The following is a 13,926-nucleotide window of genomic DNA, read 5'->3' as shown; positions in this document are numbered from 1 at the left end:
GGTAGCGGCTACCGCGCCGGGCATGGCCCGGCGCTACCGTTCCGATGCATTCCTGCCGAATCCGCGTCAACGCCTTGACGCGACGCGCCTATAATGGCCACCTCGATCAAGGAGTGACGACATGAGCGGTCCGGCACGGCGGATGCGGTGGGGATGGACGGCAGCATTGCTGGCAGGAGGGCTGTTGCTGGGTCTGGCCGGTTGCCGCAACGACAGCGGGCAGCTGCCAAAGGCCAGCGGCGAAGCCATCGCCACCAAGGCCGAGCAGGTGAAGGAGTTCACCCTGCTGCGTGCCTACCCGGACCAGAAGAGTGAAGGCCTGTCGCTGGCGCTGGAGTTCTCGCGCCCGCTGGTCGGCACCCAGGACTTCGACAAGCTGGTGCGCTTCGAAGAGAAGGTCGGCAACGATGACAGCAGCTGGACCCTGTCCGATGACGGCCTGACCCTGCGCTATCCCTTCGTCGAAGCCGGCAAGGAATTCAGCCTGGTGGTCTCGCCGGACCTGCTGGCCGCCGATGGCAGCCGCCTGGGCAAGGAACTGAAGCAGAAGGTCTTCAGCGGCGAGCTGAAGCCGGTGGCCGGTTTCGCCTCGCAGGGCAGCGTGCTGCCGGCCAAGGACAGCCGCGGCCTGCCGGTGGTGTCGGTGAACGTGCCGGAGGTCGATGTCGAGTTCCTGCGCGTGCGCGAAAAGGATCTGCCGACCTTCTTCAGCCAGTACCAGCGCGGTGGTCGCCGCGGCAGCTGGGAACTGAGCAGCGACTACGAGCGCAGCCCGATCAACAAGCTGGCCGAACCGGTCTACGTCAACCGCTTCATCCTGGGCGGCAAGCAGAACGAGCGGGTGCTGACCTACCTGCCGACCCAGGACATCAAGGAACTGCAGGAGCCGGGGCTGTATTTCGCCCTGCTCAAGCGCACCGGTGACTACGAGGGCGAGTTCGATACCGCGTTCTTCTCGGTCAGCGACATCGGCCTGCACACCCGCGCGTACAAGGACAAGCTGTTCGTCCATACCGCCGCGCTGAAGGACGGTGCATCGCTGAAGGGCATCGACCTGCGCGTGCTCGATGCCAAGGGCGAAGTGGTGCTGAAGGGCAGTACCGACAGCAACGGCAATGCGCTGTTGAACTACACCCTGGATGCCACCCACGTGCTGGTGGCCAGCAGCGGCAAGGACACCAGTTTCCTGCCCTTCAACCAGCCGGCGCTGGACCTGAGCGAGTTCGCCGTGGCCGGCCGTGACAACGCCTGGTTCGATGTCTATGCCTGGTCGGGCCGCGACCTGTACCGCCCGGGTGAGACGGTGCGCCTGTCGGCGCTGCTGCGCGACAACGACGGCAAGCCGATCAAGAGCCAGCCGGTGTTCCTGCGCCTGAAGCAGCCCGATGGCAAGACCTTCCGCGAAACCCGCGTGCAGCCGGGCGAACAGGGCTACATCAACTTCGAGCAGACCATTCCCGCCGAGGCGCCGACCGGGCGCTGGCAGGTGGAGTTCCGCACCGACCCGGCCAGCAAGGAAGCGATCCAGGGCATGACCCTGCGCATCGAAGAGTTCCTGCCCGAGCGCATGAAGCTGGACCTGGACAGCGCGCAGAAGACGCTGAAGCCGGGGGAAGACCTGCGCCTGCAGGCCAACGGCGCCTATCTGTACGGTGCCCCGGCCGACGGCAACCGCTTCACCGCGCGCATGGCGGTGGCCGCCGAGCAGAAGCCGGTGGAGGGCCTGCCGGGCTACTTCTTCGGCGACCCGACCCTGCAGCTGCCGCGCGAAGCCAAGGATGTCATCGACACCACGCTGCCGGCCAATGGCCAGCTGCGCGAAGACGTGTCGTTGCCGGAAGAGGCGACCAAGGCGAAGGCGCCGATCGCGGTGGTGCTGTCCGGCAGCCTGTATGAAACCGGTGGCCGCACGGTCACCCGCACCCTGAAGCGGGTGGTATGGCCGGCCGCCGCACTGGTCGGCGTGCGCCCGTTGTTCAATCCGGACGACGGCGCTGATTCCAACGGCAACGCGCGGTTTGAACTGATGCGCGTGGATGCGGCCGGCAAGCCGCAGCCGGCCAAGGGCCTGAAGATCACCCTGGTGCGCGAGCTGCGCGACTACCACTGGACCTTCAACGACAACCGCTGGGACTACGATTTCACCCGCCGCTTCGAAAACAAGGAAACCCGTACCGTCGATGCCGGCGGCAGCGCGGTGGCCTTCGACTTCCCGGTGGAGTGGGGCGAGTACCGGGTGGACGTGTTCGATCCGTCCACCGGCCTGACCAGCCGTTATCCGTTCCGCGCCGGCTGGAGCTGGGGCGATGACAACCGTGGCCTCGATGCCCGCCCGGACAAGGTCAAGCTGGGCCTGGACAAGACCGGCTACAAGGCCGGCGATACCCTGGAAGTGACGGTGACCCCCCCGCACGCCGGCAAGGGCGTGCTGATGGTCGAGACCGACCGCATGCTGTACGTGCAGGATATCGACGCCAAGCCCGGTGCCACCTACAAGATCCCGGTCACCGCAGACTGGGAGCGCCACGACGTCTACATCACCGCGCTGGTGTTCCGCGGTGGCAGTGCGCCGAGCAAGATCACCCCGGCCCGCGCGGTGGGCGTGGTGCACGTGCCGATGGACCGCAAGGGCCGCACCGTGGCCGTCGGCCTGGCCGCGCCCAAGCAGATGCGACCGGAGCAGGACCTGCCAGTGACGGTCAGCGCACCGCAGCTGGCCGGCAAGGTCGCGCACGTCACTGTGTCGGCCGTGGACGTGGGCATTCTCAACATCACCCGCTTCCCGGTGCCCGATGCCGGCGCGCACTTCTTCGCCCAGCGCCGCCTCGGCATCGATGCCTATGACATCTACAGCCGGGTGATCGAGAGCTTCGACGGCGGCAGCGGCAAGCTGAAGTTCGGCGGCGACATGGCGCTGCAGGCGTTGCCGCAGGCCAAGCGGCCGACCGCGCGCGTGCAGACCGTGGACCTGTTCTCCGGCCCGGTGCAGCTCGATGCCAAGGGCATTGCCCGCATCCGCCTGAAAGTGCCGGATTTCAATGGCACCCTGCGGGTGTCGGCGCTGGTCTACAGCGATGACCAGTACGGCAAGCGCGATGTGGAAACCGTGGTGCGCGCACCGATCCTGGCCGAGGCCAGCATGCCGCGCGTGCTCGCCCCGGGCGACCGCAGCACGGTGACGCTGGACGTGCAGAACTTCACCGGCAAGCCCGGTCAGTTCAACGTGCGCGTGGACAGCGAAGGCCCGCTCAGCCTGGGCGAAGGCACGCGCAGCGTGCAGCTCAATGCCGATGCCAAGACCACGTTGAGCTTCCCGTTGTCGGCGCGCGAGGGCCACAGCGTGGCCAAGGTGCGCGTGCGTGTGGATGGCAACGGCTTCAAGGCCGACCGCCGCTACGATCTGCCGGTACGCGCGGCGTGGCCGCAGGTACTGCGCTCGCAGGTGCGGACGCTCGATCCGCTGGCGGCGGTGAGCCTGGATGGCAGCCTGATGGACGGGCTGATGTCCGAATCGGTCAATGCCCGCCTGCTGGTCAGCCCGCTGCCGCCGATCCCGTTCGCCAGCGCGCTGCAGGGCGCGCTGAACTACCCGTACGGCTGTGCCGAACAGACCACCAGCAAGGGCTACGCCGCGCTGATCCTGGACCAGGCCACGTCGTCCATGCTCGGCGCTGACGGGCTGGACGCGAAGACCCGTCGCGAGCGCATGGAAGGTGCGTTCGGTCGCCTGGCGTCGATGCAGGTGGCCAACGGCAACTTCTCGATGTGGGGTGACGACGGCTACGTGAACCCGTGGCTGACCCCGTACATCGCCGAGTTCCTGCTCGATGCCAAGGACGGTGGCTTCGCGGTGCCGGACAACGTGCTGCAGAAGGCGCTGAACCGCCTGAGCGAAGACCTGCTGTCCGGTGGCAACCAGTTCTACGGCCAGGAAAAACGCGAAAGCCTGAAGTTCGCCAACCAGGCGTACTCGGGTTACGTGCTGGCCCGCGTCAACCGCGCGCCGCTGGGTACCCTGCGCACGCTGTACGACAACGAACGCAGCAAGGCCGTGGGTGGTCTGTCGCTGGTGCACCTGGGCGTGGCGCTGTCGCTGCAGGGCGATACCAAGCGCGGCCAGGCGGCCCTTGCGGCGGGCTTTGCCAAGTCCAGCAGCGAGCGCCCGTCGTACTTCGGCGACTACGGCAGCGCCGTTCGTGATGATGCGCTGATGATCGCGCTGACCCACGAAAACAAGCTGGCCAAGCCGGCATGGGATGCACGCGCGGTTGATCTTGGCCGTGGCCTGGATGCGCGCCGCAACAGTGGCTGGATGTGGCTGAGCACGCAGGAACAGGTGGCCATCGCCCGTCTCGGCAAGGCGCTGGCCGCCAACCAGAAGGCGCTGGTGGCCGGTGAGCTGGTGATCGGTGGCAACAGCGAGGCCATCGGCGAGCGCAAGCTGTTTGGCCGCAACTTCGATGCAGCGCAGCTGGCCGCGGGCGTGCGCTTCACCCCGCAGGGACAGCCGCCGATGTTCGCCAGCATCGATGTGGCCGGCATTCCGCGCAGTGCGCCGGCGCCGGACAACAGCGTGATCGGCGTGGAGCGAAGCTACTTCGGCACCGATGGCAAGCCGTGGTCGCCGCGTCCGCTGAAGGAAGGTGAAGCGCTGATCGTGCGGGTCACCATCACCGCCGACAGCGAGATGCCCGATGCGCTGCTGACCGACCTGCTGCCGGCAGGCCTGGAGATCGAGAACCTCAACCTGGGCGATGCCAAGCAGTGGGCCGATGTGGTGGTCGATGGCATCACCATCAGCGACCGCAGCGAAGCGGCCGATACCAAGCACGAAGAGTTCCGCGATGACCGCTACGTGGCGGCGCTGAAGCTCTCGCGTGGCAGCAAGGCCAACGTGTTCTACCTGGTGCGTGCGGTCACTCCGGGTACCTACACGGTGCCGCCGTCGCTGGTGGAGGACATGTACCGGCCGCAGCTGCGTGGCGTCGGCCGCAGCAACCCGACCACGTTGACGGTGGTACAGCCGTGACCGTGCGGACGGGCCGCGACGGCGCGGCCCGTCCCACTGGATGCCGTGGATGAAGGTGGGATTGCTGAAATCGCGGCTGCCGCGCCTGCGGCAGCGGCTGCAACCGCTGTGGCCGTGGCTGCGCTGGGGCACGGCGGCGTTGCTGGCGCTGCTGCTGATACTGGATTTCGCCTTCCCGCCGCCGTTGCCCCGGCAACGCGACACCAGCACGCTGGTGGTCGCCGCTGACGGCAGCCCGATGCGGGCGTTCGCCGATGCCGAGGGCGTGTGGCGCTATCCGGCGTCGGTCGACAGCGTGTCGCCGCTGTACCTGCAGGCACTGCTGACCTACGAGGATCGCTGGTTCTGGCGGCACCCGGGCATCAATCCGCTGGCGATCCTGCGTGCCGGTGGGCAGCTGCTGCGGGGTGGCCGAATCGTCTCCGGAGGCTCGACCCTGACCATGCAGGTGGCGCGCATTCTCGATCCGCATACGCGCACGCCCTGGGGCAAGCTGAAGCAGATGCTGCGTGCGGTGCAGCTTGAGGTGCACCTGTCCAAGCGCGAGATCCTCGCGTTGTATCTGGAGCGCGCGCCCTACGGTGGCACCATCGAAGGCGTGGAGGCGGCCAGCTGGGCCTACCTGGGTAAGCCGGCCGCGCAACTTTCGCATGCCGAGGCCGCGTTGCTGGCGGTGCTGCCACAGGCACCCAGCCGTTTGCGCCCGGATCGTCATCCCGAAGCCGCGCAGAAGGCTCGCGACAAGGTGCTGGCGCGCATGGCCGAGCTCGGCGCATGGACGCCGGAGGAAGTGGAAGATGCGCGCATCGAGAACGTGGTCGCACGCTCGCTGCGTCCACCGCTGCATGCGGCACTGCTGGCCCAGCGCCTGCACTCGGCGCATCCGGGGCAGGCGCGGATCCAGAGCAGCATCGACATCGGCCTGCAGCGCACCCTTGAAGAGCGCGTGGCCAGCTATTTCTCCACGCTGCCCGAGCGCACGTCAGCCGCACTGCTGGTGGTCGACAACCAGACCCTGCAGGCGCGTGCGTATGTCGGCACGCTGTCTTTCGGTGATCGGCAACGGCTGGGCCACGTGGACATGGTGCAGGCCTGGCGCTCGCCGGGCTCCACGCTGAAGCCGTTCCTGTATGCGATGGCACTCGATGATGGCCTGATCCATTCCGAGAGCCTGCTGGTGGATGCGCCGCAGAGCTTCGGCAGCTATCGGCCGGGCAACTTCGACATGGCCTTCAACGGCCCGGTCAGTGCTGCCAGTGCGCTGCGCCTGTCGCTGAACGTGCCGTCGGTCGATCTGCTGCAACGGGTAGGTGCGGCACGCTTCGCCGCGCGCCTGTCGCACGCCGGCATCCAGTTGCGCTTCCCGCCGGGCAGTTCGCCCAATCTGTCGCTGATCCTCGGCGGCACCGGCGCGCGGCTGGAAGACCTGGTCGGTGCGTTCGCTGCGCTCAACCGCAACGGCATTGCCGGCCGCGTGCGCTACACCGATGACGAACCGATGATCGAGCGGCGGCTGGCTTCGCCCGGTGCCAGCTGGATCGTGCGCGAGATGCTGGAATCGAATCCGCGCCCGGGATACGGCGTTGGCACGTTCGACGTTGGCGGGCGGCCGCGCGTGGCCTGGAAGACCGGAACCAGCTATGGCTACCGCGATGCGTGGGCGATCGGCAGTACCCGCCACTACACCGTGGGCGTGTGGGTGGGGCGCCCCGATGGCACGCCGTTGCCGGGGCAGTACGGCGCGGTCACCGCCTTGCCGTTGATGTTCGAGGTGGTCGACAGCCTGCCGCGCCAACGCGGCGATGCGGCGGCCGCGCCGATGCCGGCCAGCGTGACCCAGGCAGACATCTGCTGGCCAACCGGGGAACTGGCCGAAGGGTTGCCAGCGGCACTCTGCCAGCGACGCCTGTCGGCCTATCTGCTGGACGGTGCGGCACCGCCGACGTTCCCCGAACGCGAGGCACGGCGATGGCAGCCTGGCCGCCAACGCTACCTGGCTGACGCGCGCACCGGACTGCGCGTATCGGCTGATTGCAGCGCGCCGCATGAGGAAGTCGCGCGGGAAATCGCGCGATGGCCGGCGCTGTTGTCACCCTGGCTGCCCAAGGCCACCCGCGATGCCTCACAGCTTCCCGCGCTGTCGCCGGACTGTCGCGATGATGGCCGCGAGGCCAGTGTGGCCCTGCATATCGATGGCCTCAACGAAGGCGCGACGCTGGCGCGTGCACCCAATGCCGAACACGGCGTACGCCTGCAGATGCGCGCATTGGGTAGCGAACAGGCCGTGGACTGGCTGCTGGATGGTCGATGGATCGCGCAGACGCGCGGTGCGCAGCTGATGCAGCGCGAGTTCGCCGATCCGGGGGCGCATACGTTGACCGCGCTGGCTGCTGACGGCGCTTGGACGCAGGTACGGTTCAACGTGCTGCGGTAGCGCCGGGCCATGCCGGGCGGATGTCACGTGATCGGGCACCAACCCGCCGGGCATGGCCCGGCGCTACCGGTCCGCCAAGACCCGGTAGGTGCCAACCTTGGTTGGCACACGCAGACGCTGCCCACCAAGGTGGGCGACTACCAGGGCGTTCGCCGGGCATGGCCCGGCGCTACCGGTCCACCATGACCCGGTAGTCCACCAGGACCCGGTAGGTGCCAACCTTGGTTGGCACGCGCAGACGCCGCCCACCAAGGTGGGCAACTACCAGGGCGTTCGCTGGCATGGCCCGGCGCTACCGATCCATCATGACCCGGTAGGTGCCAACCTTGGTTGGCACGCGCGGAATCCGCCCACCAAGGTGGGCGACTACCAAGGCGTTCGCCCGGGCATGGCCTGGCGCTACTCCCCGATCCAGCCATCCAGCAGGTCGGCGAACTCATCGGCGTGCTCCTCCTCCTGCGCCAGGATCTCCTCCAGGATGCGCTTGGTGGTGGTATCGCTGTCGCCGATGAAGTTGATCATCTCGCGGTAGCTGTCGATGGCGATGCGCTCGGCCACCAGATTCTCGCGGACCATGTCGCGCAGGTCGCTGCCTTCCTTGTATTCGGCGTGCGAGCGTGCGGTCAGCGTGTCCGGATTGAGGTCAGGCGCGCCGCCGAGCTGGACGATGCGCTCGGCCAGCTTGCCGGCGTGCGCCTGCTCCTGTTGTGCGTGCTCGAGGAACTCGCCCTTGACCGCATCGGCCAGCATGCCCTTGGCCATGAAGTAGTGCCGGTAGTAGCGCAGCACGCATACATATTCGGTGGCCAGCGCGTCGTTGAGCAGCTTGATCACCACCTTGCGGTCGGCGCTGTAGCTGTCGGTGATCGCTCCGTCCTCGATGTTCTTCCGTGCCCGCTCGCGCAGGGTCTGGCGATCGCTGATGCCAGCGACCTTGGCGGAAGGGGAGGTGTTGCTGGCTTTGGCTGGCTTGTTGGACATGGCTGGCCGGTTTCCTCTGCAGTCAGGGTTTCAGGTGGGCAGGTGATCCAGTACGTAGTCGGCTGACGACACCTCGAACTGGCCGGGCTCCTCGATCCAAGCCGCGCGCACCGTGCCGTCCACCACGTACAGGGCAAAGCGACGCGAACGCGTGCCCATGCCGGATGAACTTGCATCCAGCTCCAGGCCAAGTGCACGGGTCAGTTCGGCATTGCCGTCGGACAACATCAGCAGACCGTCGGGTACGTGCTGGTCGGTGGCCCAGGCTTTCATCACGAACGGGTCGTTGACCGCCACGCAGTAGACATCGATGCCGCGATGGCGGAACGCCTCGAACTTTTCCACGTACCCGGGCAGGTGGCGGGCCGAGCAGGTGGGGGTGAACGCACCGGGCACGGCGAACAGCACCACCTTGCGCCCGTCGAACAGGGCGTGGGTATCGAGGGTCTCGATGCCTTCGCGGATGCGCTTGAGAGTGACTTCCGGAATACGGTCGCCGACATGGATGGTCATGGGAACTCCTTGCTGGGTGAGGGTAGGGGCCAGGAGGGGACGGACGCGTCAAGACATTGGAAAACCCATGTATACACCCCATCTCCGTCGTCCGCGGCGGGCTGTCAGCCACAGCATGGGGCCGGGCGATGGCAGGCGCATTGCGCTGGATCAGTCGGCCTCACCGTTGCCGCACGACCGGCGGCGTAGCATCGCCGGCGCGTAGAATGAACCCGGGGCGGCGCCCACCGGCGCGGCCGAAGCGAATCGAGGTAGCTGGATGGAATTCAAGGATTATTACGCCACCCTGGGGGTGGAACCGAGCGCGGGCGAGGCGGAAATCAAGACCGCCTATCGCCGGCTGGCACGCAAGTACCACCCGGACGTCAGCAAGGAGGCCGGGGCCGAGGACAAGTTCAAGGCCATCAACGAGGCCTACGAGGCGTTGCGCGATCCCGAGAAGCGCAACGCCTATGACCAGTTGCGTGCGCAGGGCTATCGTCCGGGCGAGGAATTCAACGTGCCGCCGAACTACGGCGGTGGCGGTTTCAATTTCGAGGAAGTGTTCGGCGGCGGTGGCCCCAACGGTGGTTTCAGCGACTTCTTCGAGAGCCTGTTCGCGCGCCAGCGCGGCGGCCAGGGTGCAGGCCCGGGCCCGGGCCCGGGCCCGGGCTTCAGCAGCCATGGCCATGCGCCCAACCGCGATACCCGGGCCAAGCTGTCGGTACCGCTGGAGGCGGCCTACAGCGGCGACAGCCTGCGCATCACCGTCAACGGCAAGCAGCTGGACGTGCGCGTGCCCAAGGGCATCCGTCCCGGGCAGGTGATCCGCCTGGCCGGGCAGGGCAATCACGGCGGCAACCTGCTGCTGGAAGTGGAGTACGCCGCGCATCCGCAGTTCGAGGTCGACGGCCGCAACATCCTGTACACGCTGCCGGTCACCCCGTGGCAGGCCGCGTTGGGCACCAGCATCAGCGTGCCGACCCTGGGCGGCGCGGTGGAACTGAAGATTCCGGCCGATTCCGACGCCGGTCGCAAGCTGCGGCTGCGTGGGCGCGGCCTGCCGGGCAGCCCGGAGGGCGACCAGATCGTCGAGCTGGAGATTGTCGCCCCGGCGGCGACGGACGACGCGCAGAAGAAGGCCTATCGGAATCTGGCCAAGGCGTTTGGCGAAACGATCTGAAATTCGCTTCGGTGGGTGCGGACCTCGGTCCGCACGCCTTGCGGTAGTGCCGGCCGCTGGCCGGCAGAGGCGTGCCAACCAAGGTTGGCATCTACCAGAGCAGAGGCGTGCCAACCAAGGTTGGCATCTACCGGAGCGGTGGGTCAGCCTTGACCGGCGAACACCCGCTCCAGCACTTCGGACAGTTCGTCTTCCGAGAACGGCTTGGTGATGTAGGCCTTGGCGCCCTGGCGCATGCCCCACATGCGGTCGGTGTCCTGGTCCTTGGTGGTCACCAGGATCACCGGAATATGCCGGGTCGCCTCATCGCGGGCGAGCGTGCGGGTCGCCTGGAAGCCATTGAGGTTGGGCATCACCACGTCCATCAGCACCAGGTCGGGCAGCTCGGCCTTGGCGGTCTCCACTCCGGCCGCACCATCGGTGGCGGTCAGGATCTGGTGCCCGAGCTTCTCGACGATGCGCTGTATCCCCAACAGCTGCGACGGTGAGTCGTCGACGATCAGAATGCGTGCCATGTTGTTCCCCATGTGATGCCGGAAGTGTAGTGCCGGCATCCTGTTGGCGGGAGGGCGACAGCTGCCGTCCGTCGCCTGCCTGCGACGTTCAGTCGATCCGCACCACCGTGCGGCCAAGCGAGCCGCCCGCCAGCATGCGATCGAACACCGCAGGCAGACCGTCCAGACCGACTTCGGCGGTGCAGATGCGGTCCAGGTGCTGCGGTTTCCACGCGTCACCCAAGCGTGCCCACACTTCTTCGCGCAGCGCGCGCGGGGCATTGGCCGACGAAACGCCGAGCAGCGAGACACCGCGCAGGATGAAGGGCATTACGGTCATGTCCAGCGTCGGGCTGGCGGCCAGTCCCGCACTGACCACGCTGCCGTAAGGCACGGTCTGGGCCAGCAGACTGGCCAGCATCGGCCCGCCGGCGTTGTCCAGGCCACCGCCGAAACGTGCCGACTGCAGCGGACCGGTGTCGGCAAGGGCATCACGCGGCAGCACCTCGGCAGCACCGATACCGCGCAGGAAGTCGCTCTGTTCCGGTTTGCCGCTGATCGCGTGCACGGCATAGCCGGCGCGGCTGAAGATGTCCACGGCCAGAGCACCGACCCCACCGCTGGCGCCGGTAACCGCCAGTGGCCCAAGCTCGGGCGTCTGCCGGTTGTCCTGCAGGCGCAGCAGCGCCAGCGCGGCGGTGAAGCCGGCGGTGCCCAGCACCATCGCCTCGCGTGGGCTCAAGCCCGCCGGCTGGGCGATGACCGCGCTCGATTCCAGTCGCACATACTGGCTGTAGCCGCCATCACGGGTTTCGCTGAGGCCACAGCCGGTGGCCAGTACCGCATCGCCCTCGCGCCAGGCCGGATCGGTGGAGGCGACCACCGTGCCGGCCACGTCGATCCCGCCCACCAGCGGGAAGCGGCGCAGGATGCGGCCTTTGCCGGTGCCGGCCAGGGCATCCTTGTAGTTGACCGAGGACCAGTGGGCGCGGATCAGCACCTGGCCGGGGTTGAGGTCGTCCAGACGCAGCGGGACCAGGCCGCTGCGGTAGCCGGCGTCGTCTTTTTCGATGCGGAAGGCGGTGAACGGGGTGGTGGGGGCCATCGGCGTTGCCTGACTTCGAGGAAAACGCCACCTTACCCGCTCCGGCCCCTTTCAATCCTGCCGGTCCGCCCCATCTTGTATGATCGGTAGTGGTTAACGGCTGGCGTTGCGGGAAGGGCCCGCGTCGCAGCCCACATCTTGATGGAGCGTGCATGGCCTGGAATACACCCGGCGGCAACAAGGGCGGACAAGGCCCCGAGGACAATCGACGCGGGCCGTTCGGGTCGCGCGGCGGTGGCAATGGTGGCGGCTGGGGCGGATTGCCCGGACCGCTGAAGGATCTGTTCGACGGCGGCATCCTGCGTTGGGTGGTGGCGGCAGTGGTCCTGCTGGTGCTGTTCTCCAGCTTCCAGCTGATCGGCGAACAGCAGCGTGGCGTGGTGCTGCGCTTCGGCCAGTTCTCGCGCGTCCTGACCCCTGGCCCGAACTTCAAGTTGCCCTGGCCGATCGAATCGGTCACCAAGGTCAACGCCACCGAGATCAAGACCTTCTCGATCCAGGTGCCGGTGCTGACCCGCGATGAGAACATCGTCAATGTCTCGTTGAACGTCCAGTACCGCATCGATGACCCGCAGCAGTACCTGTTCGGCACCGTTGATGCCAACCAGGTGCTGGAACAGTCGGCGCAGAGCGCGGTGCGCGAGGAAGTCGGTCGCGCCGACCTCAACGCCGTATTGAACAACCGTGGCCCGCTGGCCGTGGCCGCCGAAGAGCGCCTGCAGACATTGCTGCGTGCTTTCAAGACCGGTCTGACCGTGACCGGCCTGACCCTGCAGGACGCCCGTCCGCCGGAGGAGGTCAAGCCGGCCTTCGACGAGGTCAACGGTGCCCAGCAGGTCAAGGAGCGCCTGATCAACGAAGCCCAGGCCTATGCGGCCAAGGTCGTGCCTGAAGCGCGCGGCCAGGCCTCGCGTGCCCGTACCACCGCCGAGGGCTACAAGCAGGCCGTGGTGTCCAAGGCCGAGGGTGATGGTCAGCGCTTCAGCCTGCTGCAGGCCCAGTACAAGGACGCACCGGAAGTCACCCGCAAGCGCCTGTGGCTGGAAACGGTGCAGCAGGTGCTGAGCGAGAACCGCAAGGTCATTGGTGGCGATGGCCGCCAGCTGATCTACGTGCCGATGACCGGTGATACCCGTGCCAGCACCTCGGCACCGGCGCCGGTTCCGAACCCCGATGTGGTGATGCCGTCGCTGCCGGGTACCACCGCAGTGGAAGCTTCCCGTGATCCGGGCCGGCCGGTGGGCCGCCCGACCGGGCGTTCGAGCGGCCGTGAGGAGGGCAGCCGATGAGAAATTCAATCTGGATCGCCGTTGTCGTAGCGGTGCTGCTGGGCCTGCTCGGCTCGGTGTACGTGGTCCGTGAGGACCAGACCGCCATGGTCCTGAACCTGGGCAAGGTGGTGCGTTCGGACATCAAGCCGGGCCTGCACTTCAAGCTGCCGGTGGTGGAAACGGTGCGGGTGTTCGACCGCCGCTTCCAGGTGCTGGACACCGCGCCGGCCCGTTACTTCACGGCCGAGCAGAAGGACGTCAGCGTCGACTTCTTCGCCATCGGTTACATCTCCAACGTGGGCGATTACTTCCGTGCCACCGGTGGCGATCCGCGTATCGCCAACGCCCGCCTGGCACCGATCATCACCGACTCGCTGCGTAACCAGATCAACTCGCGCACCCTGCAGCAGCTGGTGTCCGGCGACCGCAGCGAGCTGATCGCCGAGCAGCTGAAGGGCATCAACGAAGCCGTTGCCGGGCTGGGCATGCAGATGATCGACCTGCGCATCAAGCAGGTGGACCTGCCCACCGACAGCCAGGTGATCAATGACGTGTACGAGCGCATGCGCGCCCAGCGCAAGCAGGAAGCCGCCAAGCTGCGCGCCGAGGGCGAGGAGCAGTCGCTGACCATCCGCGCCCAGGCCGACCGTGACAGCACCGTGCTGATCGCAGAAGCCGAACGCGATGCCCAGCGCCTGCGTGGTGAAGGCGATGCCGAGGCCGCACGCATCTACGGCAAGGCCGGTTCGGCTGACCCGTCGTTCTACGCGTTCTACCGCAGCCTCGAGGCCTACCGTGGCTCGATGACCGACGGCAACGGCGTGATCGTGCTGGACAAGAACGACCCGTTCCTGCAGTACCTCAAGAACGATCGCTGAGTCCGCACGGCAGTACCTCACGGGGCCCGGCCATACGCCGGGCCTCGTGCTTTTCCGGA

9 protein-coding genes are annotated in these 13,926 nt (G+C 67.3%); 5 read left to right on the top strand and 4 right to left on the bottom strand.

The window, feature by feature from the left end; translation table 11 throughout:
* Positions 1 to 121: 121 nt before the first annotated feature.
* Both AC1DCU_RS13285 and pbpC read left to right on the top strand, forming a co-directional pair.
* Positions 122 to 5,029: an alpha-2-macroglobulin family protein gene (locus tag AC1DCU_RS13285; RefSeq protein ID WP_442251746.1), complete on the top strand. Its 4,908-nt coding sequence runs from the start codon at positions 122 to 124 to the stop codon at positions 5,027 to 5,029.
* 49 nt (positions 5,030 to 5,078) lie between these two features.
* Positions 5,079 to 7,463 carry a penicillin-binding protein 1C gene (pbpC, locus tag AC1DCU_RS13280; RefSeq protein ID WP_442251747.1) on the top strand — a complete coding sequence of 795 codons (2,385 nt, stop codon included), beginning with the start codon at positions 5,079 to 5,081 and terminating at the stop codon, positions 7,461 to 7,463.
* 399 nt (positions 7,464 to 7,862) lie between these two features.
* Here the strand turns inward: pbpC and AC1DCU_RS13275 are convergent, their stop codons facing one another.
* A complete protein-coding gene (locus AC1DCU_RS13275) occupies positions 7,863 to 8,444 on the bottom strand; it encodes a ferritin-like domain-containing protein (RefSeq protein ID WP_282280069.1) in 582 nt (193 codons plus the stop codon).
* Positions 8,445 to 8,474: 30 nt separating this feature from the next.
* A complete protein-coding gene (locus tag AC1DCU_RS13270; RefSeq protein ID WP_025877032.1) occupies positions 8,475 to 8,957 on the bottom strand; it encodes a peroxiredoxin in 483 nt (160 codons plus the stop codon).
* A gap of 259 nt (positions 8,958 to 9,216) precedes the next feature.
* Between AC1DCU_RS13270 and AC1DCU_RS13265 the strand changes: the two genes are divergently transcribed.
* Positions 9,217 to 10,119, top strand: coding sequence for a DnaJ C-terminal domain-containing protein (locus AC1DCU_RS13265; RefSeq protein ID WP_442251901.1), 903 nt, complete (start codon positions 9,217 to 9,219; stop codon positions 10,117 to 10,119).
* A gap of 143 nt (positions 10,120 to 10,262) precedes the next feature.
* Here AC1DCU_RS13265 and pilH read toward each other — a convergent pair whose 3' ends face one another.
* Complete coding sequence (gene pilH, locus AC1DCU_RS13260; protein WP_005410644.1) at positions 10,263 to 10,634, bottom strand: twitching motility response regulator PilH; 372 nt, start codon at positions 10,632 to 10,634, stop codon at positions 10,263 to 10,265.
* Positions 10,635 to 10,722: 88 nt separating this feature from the next.
* On the bottom strand, positions 10,723 to 11,718 hold the full coding sequence (locus tag AC1DCU_RS13255; RefSeq protein WP_032976611.1) for a YhdH/YhfP family quinone oxidoreductase: 996 nt from the start codon (positions 11,716 to 11,718) through the stop codon (positions 10,723 to 10,725).
* 152 nt (positions 11,719 to 11,870) lie between these two features.
* Between AC1DCU_RS13255 and hflK the strand changes: the two genes are divergently transcribed.
* Both hflK and hflC read left to right on the top strand, forming a co-directional pair.
* Positions 11,871 to 13,007 (top strand): FtsH protease activity modulator HflK, encoded by a 1,137-nt coding sequence (gene hflK, locus AC1DCU_RS13250; protein ID WP_025877038.1) that lies wholly within the window; start codon positions 11,871 to 11,873, stop codon positions 13,005 to 13,007.
* A complete protein-coding gene (gene hflC / locus AC1DCU_RS13245) occupies positions 13,004 to 13,867 on the top strand; it encodes a protease modulator HflC (RefSeq protein WP_025877040.1) in 864 nt (287 codons plus the stop codon). Before hflK ends, hflC begins: the two co-directional genes overlap by 4 nt.
* Positions 13,868 to 13,926 lie beyond the last annotated feature (59 nt).

It is taken from the genome of Stenotrophomonas sp. 10L48 (genome assembly GCF_056395105.1).
The sequence above is the reverse complement of the archived record's forward strand: the minus strand, read 5'-3'. Positions and strand labels throughout refer to the sequence as shown.

Excerpts from the sequence above, each read along its gene's own strand:
- AC1DCU_RS13270 (WP_025877032.1), bottom strand. The coding sequence starts at position 8,957 with ATGACCATCCATGTCGGCGACCGTATTCCGGAAGTCACTCTCAAGCGC.
- hflK (WP_025877038.1), top strand. The coding sequence starts at position 11,871 with ATGGCCTGGAATACACCCGGCGGCAACAAGGGCGGACAAGGCCCCGAG.
- AC1DCU_RS13285 (WP_442251746.1), top strand. The coding sequence starts at position 122 with ATGAGCGGTCCGGCACGGCGGATGCGGTGGGGATGGACGGCAGCATTG.
- AC1DCU_RS13255 (WP_032976611.1), bottom strand. The coding sequence starts at position 11,718 with ATGGCCCCCACCACCCCGTTCACCGCCTTCCGCATCGAAAAAGACGAC.
- hflC (WP_025877040.1), top strand. The coding sequence starts at position 13,004 with ATGAGAAATTCAATCTGGATCGCCGTTGTCGTAGCGGTGCTGCTGGGC.
- pbpC (WP_442251747.1), top strand. The coding sequence starts at position 5,079 with ATGAAGGTGGGATTGCTGAAATCGCGGCTGCCGCGCCTGCGGCAGCGG.
- pilH (WP_005410644.1), bottom strand. The coding sequence starts at position 10,634 with ATGGCACGCATTCTGATCGTCGACGACTCACCGTCGCAGCTGTTGGGG.
- AC1DCU_RS13265 (WP_442251901.1), top strand. The coding sequence starts at position 9,217 with ATGGAATTCAAGGATTATTACGCCACCCTGGGGGTGGAACCGAGCGCG.
- AC1DCU_RS13275 (WP_282280069.1), bottom strand. The coding sequence starts at position 8,444 with ATGTCCAACAAGCCAGCCAAAGCCAGCAACACCTCCCCTTCCGCCAAG.